Consider the following 12,973-nt stretch of genomic DNA (forward strand, 5'->3'; position numbering starts at 1 on the left):
CCTGGCCGCGTACGACGCTAGCTGGGTCGTAGCGTCAGGATCCGCGGCCCGTCCTCGGTGACGGCAACGGTGTGTTCCCAATGCGCGGACCTGGACCCGTCGGTGGTCACGACCGTCCACCCGTCGTCGAGGATGTCGGTGTCGTAGGTACCGAGGGTCAGCATCGGCTCGATCGCGAGGGTGGATCCGACGACCAGCTCCGGTCCTTTGCCGGGCGCGCCTTCGTTCGCGAGGAAAGGCTCCATGTGCATTTCCCGGCCGATGCCATGACCGCCGTACCCGTCGACGATTCCGTACGTGCGGCCGTGCGCCTGCTCGGCCGCGTGGGTTCCGGATTCGATGGCGTGTGACACGTCGGTCAGCCGGTTGCCGGGAAGCATCGCGGCGATACCGGCCTCCATCGACAGCCTCGTCGCCTCACTCAGCATTGCATCGGCCTCGATGATGTCTCCGACGCCGAACGTCCACGCAGAGTCTCCGTGCCAACCGTCGAGCACCGCCCCACAGTCGATGGACACCAGATCGCCTGCGACCAAGAGCTCGTCCGCCGATGGAATGCCGTGCACCACACGGTCGTTCACCGAGGAGCAGATACTGCCGGTGAAGCCGTGGTAACCGAGGAACGACGGCACGGCACCGGCGTCACGAATGACCGCCTCGGCCACTCGGTCAAGCTCGAGTGTCGACACACCGGGTATCGCCGCTGCCCGGACGGCAACCAAAGCAGCGCCGACGACCGCGCCGGCCGCAGCCATGGCGTCGAGTTCGCCGGCACTGCGGAACGGCACGACCTTGCGTTTACGGCCGAACGCCATTACTTGCCGTGGTCCTCGATGGACTTCAGCGCGCGAGCGTTGACCTCGTCCACCTCACCGATCGCGTCGACCGTGACGAGTTGACCCTCGTAGTAGTCGAGCAGAGGAGCAGTCTCGTCCCGGTACACCTTGAGTCGATTCCGGATGACGTCTTCCTTGTCGTCCTCGCGTCCGCGCGAGAGCATGCGTTCGACGACGACGTCCTCGTCGACCACGAAGGACAGTACGGCGTCGAGCTTCGCGTCGAGATCCGCCAGGATGCCGACCAGTGCCTCTGCCTGACCCACCGAACGGGGGAAGCCGTCGAGCAGGAAGCCGTTGACGGCGTCCGGCTCGGCGAGACGACTGCGGACCATGTCGATGGTCAGCTCACTGGGAACCAGGTCGCCTGCATCGAGGTACTTCTTCGCTTCGAGTCCGAGCGCCGTCTTCTCACCGATGTTCGCGCGAAACAGGTCGCCGGTCGAGATGTGCGGAACGCCCAGCTTCTCGGACAGGAGGACGGCTTGGGTGCCTTTGCCGGCACCGGGGGGACCGAGCAGAACAAGTCTCACTTGAGGAACCCTTCGTAGTTACGCTGCATCAGCTGGCTTTCGATTTGCTTCACGGTGTCCAGGCCGACGCTGACCATGATCAGCACGGCGGTGCCACCGAAGGGGAGGTTCTGTCCTCCACCCGAACTACCGATGTCGAGGAACAGGTTCGGGAGCACGGCAATGGTGCCCAGGTAGACCGCTCCCGGCAACGTGATGCGACTGAGGACGTAGTTCAGGTAGTCGGCGGTCGGCTTGCCCGGACGGATGCCGGGGATGAAGCCACCGAACTTCTTCATTTCGTCGGCGCGCTCTTCGGGGTTGAACGTGATCGCCACGTAGAAGTACGTGAAGAAGACGATCAGACCGAAGAAGATCGCGATGTAGACCGGGTTCGCGGGGTTCACCAGGTACTCGTTGATGATTCGCTGCCACCAACTCGGATCGACCGCGGTGCTCGCAGACGTGAGCTGGGCGATGAGGTTCGGCAGGTACAGCAGCGACGACGCGAAGATCACCGGGATGACGCCGGCCTGATTGACCTTGAGCGGAAGGTACGTGGACGAGCCGCCGTACATCTTTCGACCGACCATGCGCTTGGCGTACTGGACGGGAATTCGACGCTGCCCCTGCTCGACGAAGACCACGCCGCTGATGATCAGGAACGCTGCGAAACAGACGAAGCCGAACACGAGCCCGCCGCGGCTCTCGAGGATCGAGTTGCCCTCGGACGGGATACGCGAGGCGATTCCGGCGAAGATCAGTAGCGACATGCCGTTGCCGACGCCGCGCTCGGTGATGACCTCACCGAACCACATGACGACGGCTGCACCTGCGGTCATGACGAGCACGATGATGACCAGGCCGAAGATGCTCTGGTCGGCGATGATGTCCTGCTGGCATCCTTGCAGCAGTTGGCCTCGTGAGGCGAGCGCCACCAGGCCGGTCGCCTGCAGGATGGCCAACGCGATCGACAGATAACGCGTGTACTGCGTCATCTTGGCCTGTCCCGACTGCCCCTCCTTGCGGAGTTCCTCGAACTTCGGGATGACGACGGTCAGCAGCTGCACGATGATGCTGGCGGTGATGTACGGCATGATGCCGATCGCGAACACCGAAAGCTGAAGGAGCGCTCCACCGGAGAACAGGTTGATCAGCGAGTAGATCCCCGCCGAATCTCCACCGGAGACCTGGTCGATGCATGCACGGACATTGGCGTAGTCGACACCCGGCGACGGCAGCGTGGCACCGAAGCGATACAGGGCGACCAGACCGAGCGTGAAGAGGATCTTCCGTCTCAGGTCAGGAGTCCTGAGGGCCGACACGAAGGCGGAAAGCAAAGATCCTCCTGGCACGACTGCATTGACGCTGCGAGTGCTTCGTCGGGAGCGACTGCTGCTCCCGTGAGCCTCACGAGCATGGACTGCAAGCGACATGCGTCGCCCGCATCGAAACGAACTTCTGTGAACTCTAGAACTCTAACAGTGCGTATCGAACCGCCCGACGGTCAGTGTTGGACCCTGTCCGTTCGGTCGACCACGGCACGTGGTGCCGAGGCAACGATGGCCGCAGCTCAGCTGCGAGAGCTGTGGCTGCGGCCATCGTCACGAACTGCTGGTCGATGCGCTGCTAGTCAGCACATCGAACCGATGCTCATACCTCGGTTGCAGAACCGCCGGCAGCGGCGATCTTTTCCTTGGCGGAGCCCGTGAACTTGTTGGCCGAGATCTCGACCTTCACGGTCAGGTTTCCGTCGCCGAGAACCTTGACGGGCTCGTTCTTGCGAACGGCACCCTTGGCGATGAGCTCGGGGATTCCGATCTGACCGCCCTCGGGGAACAGACGCTCGATGTCGCGCAGGTTCACGACCTGGAACACGACACGGTTGCGGTTGGTGAAGCCCTTGAGCTTCGGGAGCCGCATGTGGAGGGGCATCTGGCCACCCTCGAAGCGTGCCGGCACGTTCTTGCGTGCGCCGGTTCCCTTGGTACCGCGACCTGCGGTCTTGCCACGCTTGCCACCTTCACCGCGGCCGACACGAATCTTCGTCGACTTGGATCCGGCTGCGGGGCGCAGGTGGTGCAGTTTGATGGTCATGGTTAGACCTCCTCAACAGTTACGAGGTGGCGCACCGTGTTGACCAGCCCGCGGTTCTGCGGGTTGTCCTCGCGGACGACCGTCTGGCGGATGCCCTTGAGCCCGAGAGTGCGCAGGCTGTCACGCTGGTTCGCCTTCTGGCCGATGGTGCTCTTGATCTGGGTGACCTTCAGCTGAGCCATTACTTCACCGCTCCTGCCTGTGCGCGTGCGCGCAGCATTCCGGCGGGTGCAACCTCTTCGAGGGTCAGGCCGCGGCGAGCCGCAACTTCCTCGGGACGCTGCAGACCCTTGAGGGCTGCGACGGTCGCGTGCACGACGTTGATGGCGTTGTCGCTACCGAGCGACTTCGACAGCACGTCGTGGACACCGGCGCACTCCAGCACGGCACGCACAGCGCCACCGGCGATGACGCCGGTACCGGCGCTGGCCGGACGCAACATGACGACGCCGGCTGCGGCCTCGCCCTGGATGGGGTGCGTGATGGTGCCGGCGATCATCGGGACGCGGAAGAAGCTCTTGCGAGCTTCCTCGACACCCTTCTGGATGGCCGCGGGAACTTCCTTGGCCTTGCCGTAGCCGACGCCGACCAGTCCGTTGCCGTCACCGACGATGACCAGGGCGGTGAAGCTGAAGCGTCGACCACCCTTGACCACCTTGGAGACGCGGTTGATCGTGACGACCTTCTCGATGAAGTTCGACTTGTCCGCAGCGTTGCCGCCACGGCCGTTGTCACGACGATCGCGACCGCCACCACCGCGGTTGTCGCCGCGCTGGTTGTTGTCGCCACCTGCGTTGGGGCCACTGTTCTGTCCGGCGGGGCCGCTTCCGCCGTCACGCCGTTGACGTCCCGGCATCAGGCTGTCCTTCCGTTGTCAGTCATTGTCATCATCAGAACGTCAACCCGCCTTCGCGGGCTGCGTCTGCGAGTGCCGCGATGCGGCCGCTGTAGTTGTTGCCGCCGCGGTCGAACACGACTGCCTCGACGCCGGCTGCCTTCGCGCGGCTGGCGATGAGCTCGCCGACCTTCGCGCTGACGGCCTTCTTGTCGCCCTCGAGTGCGCGCACATCGGCTTCGATGCTCGATGCACTTGCAAGCGTGTGGCCCGCGAGGTCGTCGATCAACTGCACGTGGATGTGACGCGAGGACCGGTTGACGACCAAGCGAGGACGCTCGGGCGTTCCGGAGATCTTCTTGCGAAGGCGGAAGTGACGACGTGCCTTCGACAGGCGACGCTTCGTCGAGACGTCGGTGCCACGCGGAGTGCGCTTGACGACGTTCGCCTTGTCTGCTGTTTGCTGGCTCATATCACTTACCTGTCTTTCCGACCTTGCGGCGGATCACTTCACCCTCGTAGCGGATGCCCTTGCCCTTGTACGGGTCCGGACGCCGCAGACGACGAATGTTGGCAGAGATCTGACCGACCTTCTGCTTGTCGATGCCGACAACGGTGAATCGCGTGGGCGACTCGACCGTGAACGTGATGCCCTCGGGTGCTTCGATCAGCACGGGATGGCTGTAACCGAGTGCGAACTCGAGGTCATTGCCCTTGAGTACCACGCGGTAACCGACGCCGTGAATCTCCATCTTCGTGGTGTAACCGTTGGTGACACCCGTGATGAGGTTCGAGACGAGAGTGCGTGAGAGGCCATGCAGCGAGCGGCTCTTGCGCTCGTCGTCGGGCCGCGTGACGGAGATGGTGCCGTCATCGGCGCGAGCGATCTGAATGGGTTCGGCGACCGTCAGGCTCAGGGCACCCTTGGGGCCCTTGACCGCAACGTTCTGGCCGTCGATGGTGATATCGACGCCAGCGGGGACTGGGACCGGCAATTTTCCAATACGTGACATGGTGGTGGCCTCCCCTACCAGACGTAGGCGAGGACTTCTCCGCCCACACCCTGCTTGGCCGCCTGACGCTCCGTGAGCAGACCGGTGGACGTGGAGATGATCGCCACGCCCAGGCCGCCGAGAACCTTGGGCAGATTGGTGGATTTTGCGTACACCCGGAGACCGGGCTTGGAGACGCGTCGCACGCCGGCGAGGCTGCGCTCACGGCTCGGGCCGTACTTCAGATCGACGATGAGGGTCTTGCCCACCTCGGCGTCTTCCGTGCGGTAGTCGGAGATGTAGCCCTCGCGCTTGAGGATCTCGGCGATGTTCGCCTTGAGCTTCGAGTGGGGAAGCTTCACCTCGTCGTGGTACGCCGAATTGGCGTTGCGCAGACGGGTCAAGAAGTCTGCAATTGGATCGGTCATCGTCATGGTGTGACCTGTGCACCTTTCTCGCAGCGGTTCCCATGCAGCACGCGCGAGCTGGTGCCCCTGGATTCTCGAAAACCCGGCGGGCCTGGCTCGTCACATCGTGGGCCTACAACGAAGTGAACATGTCCTGACCGACTGTTGCCGGTCAGGGGTTGCGCTCCAAGCAGTGCATCGCTGCACTGCCAGGGTTACGAGCTTCCGCATTTCGATGCTGACGTACGGAGAACTCGAGGTTGCGTTCTGTATTGCAAGGACTCGCGTGCAGGCACGACGAAGCCCGGGCAACCGCTCTAGTGTAGGGAACCGGGTGGCATTCTCAAAATCGGCCGTGGTAGAGCTCATGGGGCACCCCGCCGGTGAGAGGCGGCAAACACGACCGCGTTCGTCGGTTCGGTGCAGTAGCCTTCCGACATCATTCCATCGCTCCGGGGGGTTCGATGCATTCAAGTGGTCTTTTCGAAACGGTCGGCGTCCGAACGTGGCCGGGTCCGTTCCGGACGACGCTGTGAGAGCCGATCCGGACCGCATACGTCGAGCCGCAGCCCGAATGTCCGGTCTCGCCGATGCGCTGTGGGACGACATCGACCTCATCCGCCGTGACGCCGACGAGTTGATGGAGTCCTCCTGGACGGGCAACGCGGCCGATTCCCATGCAGTTCTGTGGGCGGAACGGGTCGATTCGGCTCGGAAGATGTGTGGCGCGCGGACCGAGGACGCTGCGCTGCTCGATCGCGTTGCAATCGACTACGCCGCAGCGGACAAGAAGATCGACGCGCACGCGATGGATCCCGGCCTGCGGTTGGACCGTTGATGGCACGCTATGTCGCCGACGTCGAGCGGATTCTCACTCTCGTCGATCGCGCGCACGCAGTTGGAGCCACGATCGAATCCGCCATCGCCGATGTCGAGCGCGAGGTGAACGATCTCGGCGTCGAGTGGGAGGGCGAAGCGGCCGAGGCGCACCGCTCGAAGCACGAGCTACTCCGGCAGGAACTGAACGATATGCGAACCGCGCTCGCCCAACTCGGCACGCTGGCACGACGCGCCCATGACCGCTACCGCGCAGCCGTGGACCACAACAAGCGAATGTGGCCCTGATGGCCCCGATCAGCGTCGACCCGGACATCCTTGCCGATGCGGCTTCCCAGTACGGCAGCGCCAAGACCATATCGAGCGGCGCGATAGCGGAACTCGCCGCGGAACTCGACCGCAACTGGGGCTGCGCAGGCACCGACAACGCCGGAAAGTCTTGGGCCGACAGTTACGATTCCGCAGCATTCGACGCAGTTTCCGCAGCAACCGACATCACGAATGCGTTCGGCAAACTTCATGATCTGCTGGCGGCAACCGGCGTCAATCACGCCAACGCGGAGAATGCGAACACCGTTCCGCCGCCCCCACCGCTACCCACTCCCCCACAACTTCCTCATACGGATACACCGCGCTTCAACGGTTCCTACGGCGGCGACACCGACGCTCCGATGGGGTGGGGCCTGATCACGCGATGGCTACAGGGCCACATGTGGCCCAACGGTGATCCGGAGAAGTTGCGGGGTCTCGGCAGCGCGTGGCGCACCGCCGCCGAGGAGCTACGCCGAGCGAGCGACGCCACGAACTCGGCATGGACCGACATCGAGGACCTTTCTTCCGACGAATTGCCGCATGTCCTCGCCCAGATGGACGGCGTCCACATCGCTGCGCACAACGTCGCCGACCAATTCGAGACTCTCGCGAGAGCTTGCGGCGAATGGGCCTCGACCATTCAGGACGCTCACCAAAGCGTCATCGATATCGTGGGGACGGCCATCGTGGCCGGCACGATCGCCGGTGCAGTTGCCGGCTTCTTCACACTCGGCGTGGGAACGGTCGCGCTTACCGGCGCGACGGGCAGCGTCATCGCCGGAAGTGTCATCGCCGTCCTCACCGGAGTGGAAGCGGCGTCGGCAATTGCCGTCGGTGTCACCGTGGCAACCGGGGCGGCGGCCATTGGAATTGCATTGGACGTGCAACCGCTCCTACAAGCAAGTCCGACGACCTTCAACGCAGACACTGGTGGAGGAAATTGGCACTACAACCCCCCCACCTCGAAACCTTGCCGGCTTTCCGAAAGCGATACGCGAAAAGACCATGAATGGGCGAAAGCGGTGGGTAGATGACAAAGGAAATATCTACGAGTGGGACTACCAGCACGGAGCCGTCGAAAAGTACAGCAAGAGCGGTAAACACCTGGGGGAATACGACCCCAACACCGGAGCCCAGACCAGCCTGCAGAACCCAGCCGAAAGCCAGGAAAATAAATGTGGCGCCTAGAGAAATTCGACAAGACTACCCACCTCCTTGTGGCCGATTACCCCCTCCACAACATGTCAGCTGACATAGTCGAGAAAATTCTCGACACAACAGACGACGAGTACGAACTTCCCATTGCGATTCGTCAGCACGATGTTCCACTGTCCACGGCATCAGATTTTGCAGCTTACATGGACGAACCCTTTACGGTGGATGAGAACTGCGAATACGAAGTTGGCTATTCTTCGGACTGACCATCACCGAATGAAATTCCATGCAGCATGGACCTCGGTTTCGTAAGAATCCAAATGAAACTCTGCCCGAGCGATGAACGCCCTCTCGACAATAGACAACACTGGACTGACGCAAAGAGAATCTATTCTCATACACTGACCAACATGGGGCTGCGCGATATGACTGTCGACATCGTGAAGAGAATATTAGGTATCGACGACAATCACTTCGACTTGCCGGTTGCAGTTCGCTCCAAAGATGTTCCGCTCGATCTCGTTGGCGAGTTCGCGCAATACGCTCGGACTCCCATCAAGGCGGACCCCGATTGCGAGTATTGGGTCTCATTCCTTGCTGAATAGCCCATCGTAGGGAGTACCAAGGACGTTCGTACGAAGTTTCATTTCGCGCTGAACCGAAATAGATGTCACACTCCACGGCCACAGCCGGAAGACATGCGGTTCGAAGAGGGACCGAGGCCGACCAGATCGATTCGGAACTAGAGAGATGGTATGTGGTATTTGGAATCTTATGATAAACGAACCGATTCGATCGCAAACAGCTATCGCCTGGTCGCTATTACAGGAGACGGAATCAGAGAGCTGATCGACGTCGATGAAGATGACCTTCCCTTGGAAATGGGACCATATCCAGTCGCATTGGCCGACGTGCCGAAGTTCGCGCGGTACATCGAGGGCGACCTCAGGATCAGCTCCGATAATGTGTACTTCATCGGCCTGTTCACCGACTGAGGAAGGGCAGTCTGGCACCTGGAGGCCAGCTGTAACGCGACTGCAAACAGGCCCGAAATCCACGTGCTCGGGAACATGACTGTCGACAACCAGAAACTGTCGCTCGGCACCTGACATCACAACGCGCCCTGACACGGTCCGGAGGTTCGGATGCAGGCCTCGGGCACGCTTCAACCCCGTTTCAATGTCGTACGAAAGATTCATCGCCGCGTCGAAGCCGCCCTGGACTCAACCGCAGACACGGTCGAGCACACGCAACGGCTCAGTTCCCGCGTAGCCAAGCCATTCCGCAATCCGCAGACCCAGTTGGACACCCGAACTCCCACTTCTTCGCTAACGTCGGACCATGACGGACTCGAAGGCAGTCGACATCGACCACCTCACCCACACTCTCCGCGACCGCAACATCGCGGGGGTGACCATCGGCTGGGTCGACAACAACGGCGTCGTCCGATCACGCACCGTGCCCACCGCAGAATTGACCGCCGCCGCACGTCGCGGAGTCGGAGTCACCGCGGTGTTCGCGGTATTCGATTCGCATGACGGGATCACATTCGCGCACGAAGGACTGTCGACGCCGTCCGGCGATGTGCGGTTGATTCCGGTGATCGAGAGCGCGTCGAGCGTGGTCGCCCTGTCCGGACAGCCGGGGCTGGCGTGGGCACATGGACGACAGCTGTCGGCGGACGGCACACCGTGGCCCTACGATCAGCGCTCAGTTCTCGAGCGGCAGGTGCAGAAGGCGTCCGATGCCGGTTTCGAGGTACGGGCCGGATTCGAGATCGAGTTCGCCCTGACTCGCGAGTCGGACGGACTGTCCGCTCATCGCGGACCTGCCTACTCGGCGAACGCACTCCGCGATGTCGATCAATTCGTAGTACTGCTGCTCGAGGCGCTGTCTGCGAATGGCCTCGACATCGGGCAGATTCATGCCGAGTACGGCGGCTCCCAGCTGGAGATCGCACTGAGTCCACTCGATCCACTTGCTGCAGCCGATGCGCAAGTACTCGCGCGGCAGACCATCCACTCAGCGGCCAAAGCCCAGGGCCTGAGGGCAAGCTTCGCTCCCCTGCCCTCGTCGAGCAGTGCGGGTAACGGATGGCACCTACACACATCACTGGTTCGCGACGGTCACAACGCTCTGACCGGCGACGGAGAGTACGGACTGTCCGACACCGGGCGGGCGTACATCGCGGGCCTCGTTCGAGAACTCCCGGGACTCACTGCCATCACGGCACCGAGTTCGGGGTCGCTGCTGCGTCGTCGACCCGGCTATTGGGCAGGTGCCTTCGGGTTCTGGGGCGTCGAAAACCGGGAGGCTGCAGTGCGACTCGTACCGGCCACACCCCTTCTCGGCCCGGAACACACCAACGTCGAGTTGAAGGCATGCGACGCGTCCGCCAATCCGTATCTGGCTCTGGCCGTCACGATCGCGGCCGGCCTGGCGGGAGTGGCGGATTCGGCGCAGTTGCCGTCACCGGTGCAGGAGGACGTGGGAGGTTGGGACGATGCTCGTCGCGAGGCCGCGGGGATCTCGCCTCTCGCAACGACCCACGCGCAGCAGCGCGACAACCTACTGTCGTCAGCTCTGGTCCGAGACGTGTTGGGCGAAGAACTTCTGGGCGCATTCGTTGCCTGCCGGGACGCCGACGCCGCGTGGGCGGAGGGCCATACCGAGGACGAACTGCTCGAATCGCTGCGCTGGATCTACTGACATGTTGCGACGGTTCGTCGGGGCAACCACAATCGTCTCGGCCCTCGATCATGCTCTGCCACAACCGGATCAACTCTGCGGACCGTTCTCTGCATCGGTGGCGCTGACGGCCGTCATGGGCGACGACGCACCGGGCGTGAACGAACTCGCCATCGCGTCGAGGTCCGCGATCTGGCCGGGTGCAATCGACTCGGCCCGTCCTCCCGGAACCCCCCGAATCACCGACGGGTGGGATCTACTGCCGAGAGCCGCATCGATCGACGCAGCCGGGACCACGGCAGCAGGTCTCACGGAGGGCATCGAGACCGCGACCGATCACCGCGTCGCCGTGGTTCCCATCGTGGGGCCCTCCGTCGAGAGATTGCGTCTGTTACTCGACCGTCTTGCCGACGGGCCTTTCCGCTTCGGATCGTTGGCGAATGTACATACTGCAGAGTTGACCGACTTCGACTGGAACGTAGGACATTTCGTGACCGTCTGGGGATTCGATCCAGTCGAGGACGTAGTGGCGATTGCCGACACCTACCGGGAACTCGGAGACCCGGACATGCCGCCTGGATGTAGAACCGTCTCCACCGATGCCCTCGCGTCGGCGATGTCCGAGCGTGGCCTGCTGCTGGTCGTCGACAGCCAGCATCATCATGCGGCGGTGGATCTGGTCCGCTCTCTGGATCTACGACACGACGTGTGGTCGGTGTGAAAGTCAGGACCTGAGCAACGCAAAATGGGCGAGGGTTCCTGTCGGAACCCACGCCCATCAGCGTGGTGTGATGAAGCCCGGAGGCTTCAGGTCACCAGGAGCTCTTGCGAACTCCGGGAAGCTCTCCGGCGTGTGCCATCTCGCGCACGCAGATACGGCAGAGGCCGAACTTGCGGAACACGGAATGGGGACGGCCGCAGCGGTTGCAGCGAGTGTATGCACGCACCGCGAACTTCGGCTTCTTGTTGGCCTTGTTGACCAATGCCTTCTTCGCCATGGACTCAGTTCTCCTTGAACGGGAAGCCGAGGTGCTTGAGCAGCGCGCGGCCTTCTTCGTTGTTGGTTGCAGTGGTTACTACGGTGATGTCCATGCCGCGCGGACGGTCGATCTTGTCCACGTCGATCTCGTGGAACATCGACTGCTCGTTGAGGCCGAACGTGTAGTTTCCGTTGCCGTCGAACTGCGTGCCCGAGAGGCCGCGGAAGTCCCTGATTCGGGGAAGGGCAATGGAGACCAGACGGTCGAGGAACTCCCACATGCGGTCGCCACGGAGGGTGACGCGTGCGCCGATGGGCATTCCTTCGCGCAGCTTGAACTGTGCGATGGACTTGCGTGCCTTGCGGATCTCCGGCTTCTGGCCGGTGATGGCAGCGAGGTCGGCAACTGCACCGTTGATCAGCTTGGCGTCACGGGCGGCGTCGCCGACACCCATGTTGACGACGACCTTGACGATGCCGGGGATCTGCATGACGTTCTCGTATGCAAATTCGGTGTTCAGGGCGTCTTTGATCTCGGCGCGGTAGCGCGCCTTGAGGCGGGGCTGTTCGCCCGCGATGTTTTCGGTGGTAGTCATCTCAGATGTCCTTCCCGTTCTTCCGGGAAACACGAACGCGCTTGCCGGATTCTTCGTCGGTCCGGTAGCCCACACGAGTGGGGTTTCCGTCCGAGTCGACCACTGCGACGTTCGAAACGTGGATCGGAGCTTCCTGGGTGACGATGCCGCCCGAGGATGCGCCGCGCTGGTTGGCGGAGACCGCGGTGTGCTTCTTGATGCGGTTCACACCCTCGACCAGAACCTTGGAGTCAGCGGGGTAGGCCTGAATGACCTTGCCCTTGGCACCCTTGTCCTTGCCTGCGATCACGAGAACGGTGTCGCCCTTGTGCACCTTCATTTACAGCACCTCCGGGGCGAGCGAGACGATCTTCATGAACTTCTTCTCACGCAGCTCACGGCCGACCGGGCCGAAGATACGGGTTCCACGGGGATCGTTGTCCGGCTTGATCAGCACCGCAGCGTTCTCGTCGAAACGGATGTACGAGCCATCCGGACGGCGACGCTCCTTGATGGTGCGGACGATGACGGCCTTGACGACCTCACCCTTCTTGATGTTTCCACCGGGAATGGCGTCCTTCACCGTGGCTACGATGATGTCGCCGATTCCGGCGTAGCGACGTGACGAACCACCGAGAACGCGGATGCAAAGGATTTCCTTCGCGCCCGTGTTATCAGCGACGCGTACTCGCGACTCCTGCTGAATCACTCACTTCTCCTTGACCTGGATGTACGTACGTGCCGGATT

Annotated in this window: 22 protein-coding genes; 9 read left to right on the forward strand and 13 right to left on the reverse strand. The window is 62.5% G+C overall.

The features are described from left to right. Positions 1 to 17: 17 nt before the first annotated feature. The 9 genes from map to rpsH form a co-directional block, all read right to left on the reverse strand. Positions 18 to 815, reverse strand: coding sequence for a type I methionyl aminopeptidase (gene map / locus AABD04_RS16225; RefSeq protein ID WP_341441793.1), 798 nt, complete (start codon positions 813 to 815; stop codon positions 18 to 20). Then, positions 815 to 1,369, reverse strand: a complete 555-nt coding sequence (locus AABD04_RS16230; protein WP_243594744.1) for an adenylate kinase — start codon at positions 1,367 to 1,369, stop codon at positions 815 to 817. The genes map and AABD04_RS16230 overlap by 1 nt, the downstream gene beginning before the upstream one ends. Then, positions 1,366 to 2,688, reverse strand: coding sequence for a preprotein translocase subunit SecY (secY, locus tag AABD04_RS16235; protein WP_243594743.1), 1,323 nt, complete (start codon positions 2,686 to 2,688; stop codon positions 1,366 to 1,368). Before secY ends, AABD04_RS16230 begins: the two co-directional genes overlap by 4 nt. Before the next feature lie 313 nt (positions 2,689 to 3,001). Next, on the reverse strand, positions 3,002 to 3,445 hold the full coding sequence (rplO, locus tag AABD04_RS16240) for a 50S ribosomal protein L15 (protein ID WP_032397532.1): 444 nt from the start codon (positions 3,443 to 3,445) through the stop codon (positions 3,002 to 3,004). Positions 3,446 to 3,447: 2 nt separating this feature from the next. Continuing rightward, positions 3,448 to 3,627, reverse strand: a complete 180-nt coding sequence (gene rpmD / locus AABD04_RS16245; protein ID WP_008718256.1) for a 50S ribosomal protein L30 — start codon at positions 3,625 to 3,627, stop codon at positions 3,448 to 3,450. Beyond that, positions 3,627 to 4,301: a 30S ribosomal protein S5 gene (gene rpsE / locus AABD04_RS16250; protein WP_032365630.1), complete on the reverse strand. Its 675-nt coding sequence runs from the start codon at positions 4,299 to 4,301 to the stop codon at positions 3,627 to 3,629. The genes rpmD and rpsE overlap by 1 nt, the downstream gene beginning before the upstream one ends. 34 nt (positions 4,302 to 4,335) lie before the next feature. Beyond that, on the reverse strand, positions 4,336 to 4,752 hold the full coding sequence (gene rplR, locus AABD04_RS16255; RefSeq protein ID WP_032365631.1) for a 50S ribosomal protein L18: 417 nt from the start codon (positions 4,750 to 4,752) through the stop codon (positions 4,336 to 4,338). Between the two features lies 1 nt (position 4,753). Beyond that, complete coding sequence (gene rplF / locus AABD04_RS16260) at positions 4,754 to 5,293, reverse strand: 50S ribosomal protein L6 (RefSeq protein WP_243594742.1); 540 nt, start codon at positions 5,291 to 5,293, stop codon at positions 4,754 to 4,756. Positions 5,294 to 5,307: 14 nt separating this feature from the next. Next, positions 5,308 to 5,706: a 30S ribosomal protein S8 gene (gene rpsH / locus AABD04_RS16265; RefSeq protein ID WP_008718266.1), complete on the reverse strand. Its 399-nt coding sequence runs from the start codon at positions 5,704 to 5,706 to the stop codon at positions 5,308 to 5,310. A 505-nt stretch (positions 5,707 to 6,211) separates the two neighbouring features. Between rpsH and AABD04_RS16270 the strand changes: the two genes are divergently transcribed. The 9 genes from AABD04_RS16270 to AABD04_RS16310 all read left to right on the forward strand — a co-directional run bounded on the left by AABD04_RS16270 (position 6,212) and on the right by AABD04_RS16310 (position 11,392). Further along, on the forward strand, positions 6,212 to 6,517 hold the full coding sequence (locus AABD04_RS16270) for a WXG100 family type VII secretion target (protein WP_243594741.1): 306 nt from the start codon (positions 6,212 to 6,214) through the stop codon (positions 6,515 to 6,517). Next, entirely contained in the window at positions 6,517 to 6,804 is a 288-nt protein-coding gene (locus AABD04_RS16275; protein ID WP_341441794.1) for a WXG100 family type VII secretion target, read from the forward strand. The genes AABD04_RS16270 and AABD04_RS16275 overlap by 1 nt, the downstream gene beginning before the upstream one ends. Beyond that, the gene (locus AABD04_RS16280; protein ID WP_341441795.1) at positions 6,804 to 7,862 is read left to right on the forward strand and encodes a WXG100-like domain-containing protein; all 1,059 of its coding nucleotides are present in this window, start codon (positions 6,804 to 6,806) and stop codon (positions 7,860 to 7,862) included. The genes AABD04_RS16275 and AABD04_RS16280 overlap by 1 nt, the downstream gene beginning before the upstream one ends. Continuing rightward, positions 7,834 to 8,016: a colicin E3/pyocin S6 family cytotoxin gene (locus AABD04_RS16285; RefSeq protein ID WP_341441796.1), complete on the forward strand. Its 183-nt coding sequence runs from the start codon at positions 7,834 to 7,836 to the stop codon at positions 8,014 to 8,016. The genes AABD04_RS16280 and AABD04_RS16285 overlap by 29 nt, the downstream gene beginning before the upstream one ends. Next, a complete protein-coding gene (locus AABD04_RS16290) occupies positions 8,004 to 8,249 on the forward strand; it encodes a DUF7683 domain-containing protein (RefSeq protein WP_341441797.1) in 246 nt (81 codons plus the stop codon). The genes AABD04_RS16285 and AABD04_RS16290 overlap by 13 nt, the downstream gene beginning before the upstream one ends. Positions 8,250 to 8,393: 144 nt before the next feature. After that, positions 8,394 to 8,588, forward strand: coding sequence for a hypothetical protein (locus tag AABD04_RS16295; RefSeq protein ID WP_341441798.1), 195 nt, complete (start codon positions 8,394 to 8,396; stop codon positions 8,586 to 8,588). A 150-nt stretch (positions 8,589 to 8,738) separates the two neighbouring features. Next, positions 8,739 to 8,978, forward strand: a complete 240-nt coding sequence (locus tag AABD04_RS16300) for a DUF7683 domain-containing protein (protein WP_243594735.1) — start codon at positions 8,739 to 8,741, stop codon at positions 8,976 to 8,978. A 346-nt stretch (positions 8,979 to 9,324) separates the two neighbouring features. Further along, the gene (locus tag AABD04_RS16305) at positions 9,325 to 10,692 is read left to right on the forward strand and encodes a glutamine synthetase family protein (RefSeq protein ID WP_341441799.1); all 1,368 of its coding nucleotides are present in this window, start codon (positions 9,325 to 9,327) and stop codon (positions 10,690 to 10,692) included. 1 nt (position 10,693) lies between these two features. After that, complete coding sequence (locus AABD04_RS16310) at positions 10,694 to 11,392, forward strand: DUF6885 family protein (protein ID WP_341441800.1); 699 nt, start codon at positions 10,694 to 10,696, stop codon at positions 11,390 to 11,392. 91 nt (positions 11,393 to 11,483) lie between these two features. Here the strand turns inward: AABD04_RS16310 and AABD04_RS16315 are convergent, their stop codons facing one another. The 4 genes from AABD04_RS16315 to rplN are packed head-to-tail and all read right to left on the reverse strand — an operon-like array spanning position 11,484 to position 12,934. Further along, complete coding sequence (locus AABD04_RS16315; protein WP_008718273.1) at positions 11,484 to 11,669, reverse strand: type Z 30S ribosomal protein S14; 186 nt, start codon at positions 11,667 to 11,669, stop codon at positions 11,484 to 11,486. Positions 11,670 to 11,673: 4 nt separating this feature from the next. Next, complete coding sequence (rplE, locus tag AABD04_RS16320) at positions 11,674 to 12,246, reverse strand: 50S ribosomal protein L5 (RefSeq protein WP_008718275.1); 573 nt, start codon at positions 12,244 to 12,246, stop codon at positions 11,674 to 11,676. Between the two features lies 1 nt (position 12,247). Further along, positions 12,248 to 12,565, reverse strand: a complete 318-nt coding sequence (gene rplX / locus AABD04_RS16325) for a 50S ribosomal protein L24 (protein WP_008718278.1) — start codon at positions 12,563 to 12,565, stop codon at positions 12,248 to 12,250. Continuing rightward, on the reverse strand, positions 12,566 to 12,934 hold the full coding sequence (gene rplN, locus AABD04_RS16330; RefSeq protein ID WP_032397538.1) for a 50S ribosomal protein L14: 369 nt from the start codon (positions 12,932 to 12,934) through the stop codon (positions 12,566 to 12,568). Between the last annotated feature and the right edge of the window lie 39 nt (positions 12,935 to 12,973).

It is taken from the genome of Rhodococcoides navarretei, from assembly GCF_038069675.1.
GTDB classification, from domain to species: Bacteria; Actinomycetota; Actinomycetes; order Mycobacteriales; family Mycobacteriaceae; genus Rhodococcoides; species Rhodococcoides navarretei.

Excerpts from the sequence above, each read along its gene's own strand:
- map (WP_341441793.1), bottom strand. The coding sequence starts at position 815 with ATGGCGTTCGGCCGTAAACGCAAGGTCGTGCCGTTCCGCAGTGCCGGC.
- rplO (WP_032397532.1), bottom strand. The coding sequence starts at position 3,445 with ATGACCATCAAACTGCACCACCTGCGCCCCGCAGCCGGATCCAAGTCG.
- rpmD (WP_008718256.1), bottom strand. The coding sequence starts at position 3,627 with ATGGCTCAGCTGAAGGTCACCCAGATCAAGAGCACCATCGGCCAGAAG.
- rpsE (WP_032365630.1), bottom strand. The coding sequence starts at position 4,301 with ATGCCGGGACGTCAACGGCGTGACGGCGGAAGCGGCCCCGCCGGACAG.
- rplR (WP_032365631.1), bottom strand. The coding sequence starts at position 4,752 with ATGAGCCAGCAAACAGCAGACAAGGCGAACGTCGTCAAGCGCACTCCG.
- rplF (WP_243594742.1), bottom strand. The coding sequence starts at position 5,293 with ATGTCACGTATTGGAAAATTGCCGGTCCCAGTCCCCGCTGGCGTCGAT.
- rpsH (WP_008718266.1), bottom strand. The coding sequence starts at position 5,706 with ATGACGATGACCGATCCAATTGCAGACTTCTTGACCCGTCTGCGCAAC.
- AABD04_RS16275 (WP_341441794.1), top strand. The coding sequence starts at position 6,517 with ATGGCACGCTATGTCGCCGACGTCGAGCGGATTCTCACTCTCGTCGAT.
- AABD04_RS16280 (WP_341441795.1), top strand. The coding sequence starts at position 6,804 with ATGGCCCCGATCAGCGTCGACCCGGACATCCTTGCCGATGCGGCTTCC.
- AABD04_RS16285 (WP_341441796.1), top strand. The coding sequence starts at position 7,834 with ATGAATGGGCGAAAGCGGTGGGTAGATGACAAAGGAAATATCTACGAG.
- AABD04_RS16290 (WP_341441797.1), top strand. The coding sequence starts at position 8,004 with ATGTGGCGCCTAGAGAAATTCGACAAGACTACCCACCTCCTTGTGGCC.
- AABD04_RS16295 (WP_341441798.1), top strand. The coding sequence starts at position 8,394 with ATGGGGCTGCGCGATATGACTGTCGACATCGTGAAGAGAATATTAGGT.
- AABD04_RS16300 (WP_243594735.1), top strand. The coding sequence starts at position 8,739 with ATGTGGTATTTGGAATCTTATGATAAACGAACCGATTCGATCGCAAAC.
- AABD04_RS16305 (WP_341441799.1), top strand. The coding sequence starts at position 9,325 with ATGACGGACTCGAAGGCAGTCGACATCGACCACCTCACCCACACTCTC.
- AABD04_RS16310 (WP_341441800.1), top strand. The coding sequence starts at position 10,694 with ATGTTGCGACGGTTCGTCGGGGCAACCACAATCGTCTCGGCCCTCGAT.
- AABD04_RS16315 (WP_008718273.1), bottom strand. The coding sequence starts at position 11,669 with ATGGCGAAGAAGGCATTGGTCAACAAGGCCAACAAGAAGCCGAAGTTC.
- rplE (WP_008718275.1), bottom strand. The coding sequence starts at position 12,246 with ATGACTACCACCGAAAACATCGCGGGCGAACAGCCCCGCCTCAAGGCG.
- rplX (WP_008718278.1), bottom strand. The coding sequence starts at position 12,565 with ATGAAGGTGCACAAGGGCGACACCGTTCTCGTGATCGCAGGCAAGGAC.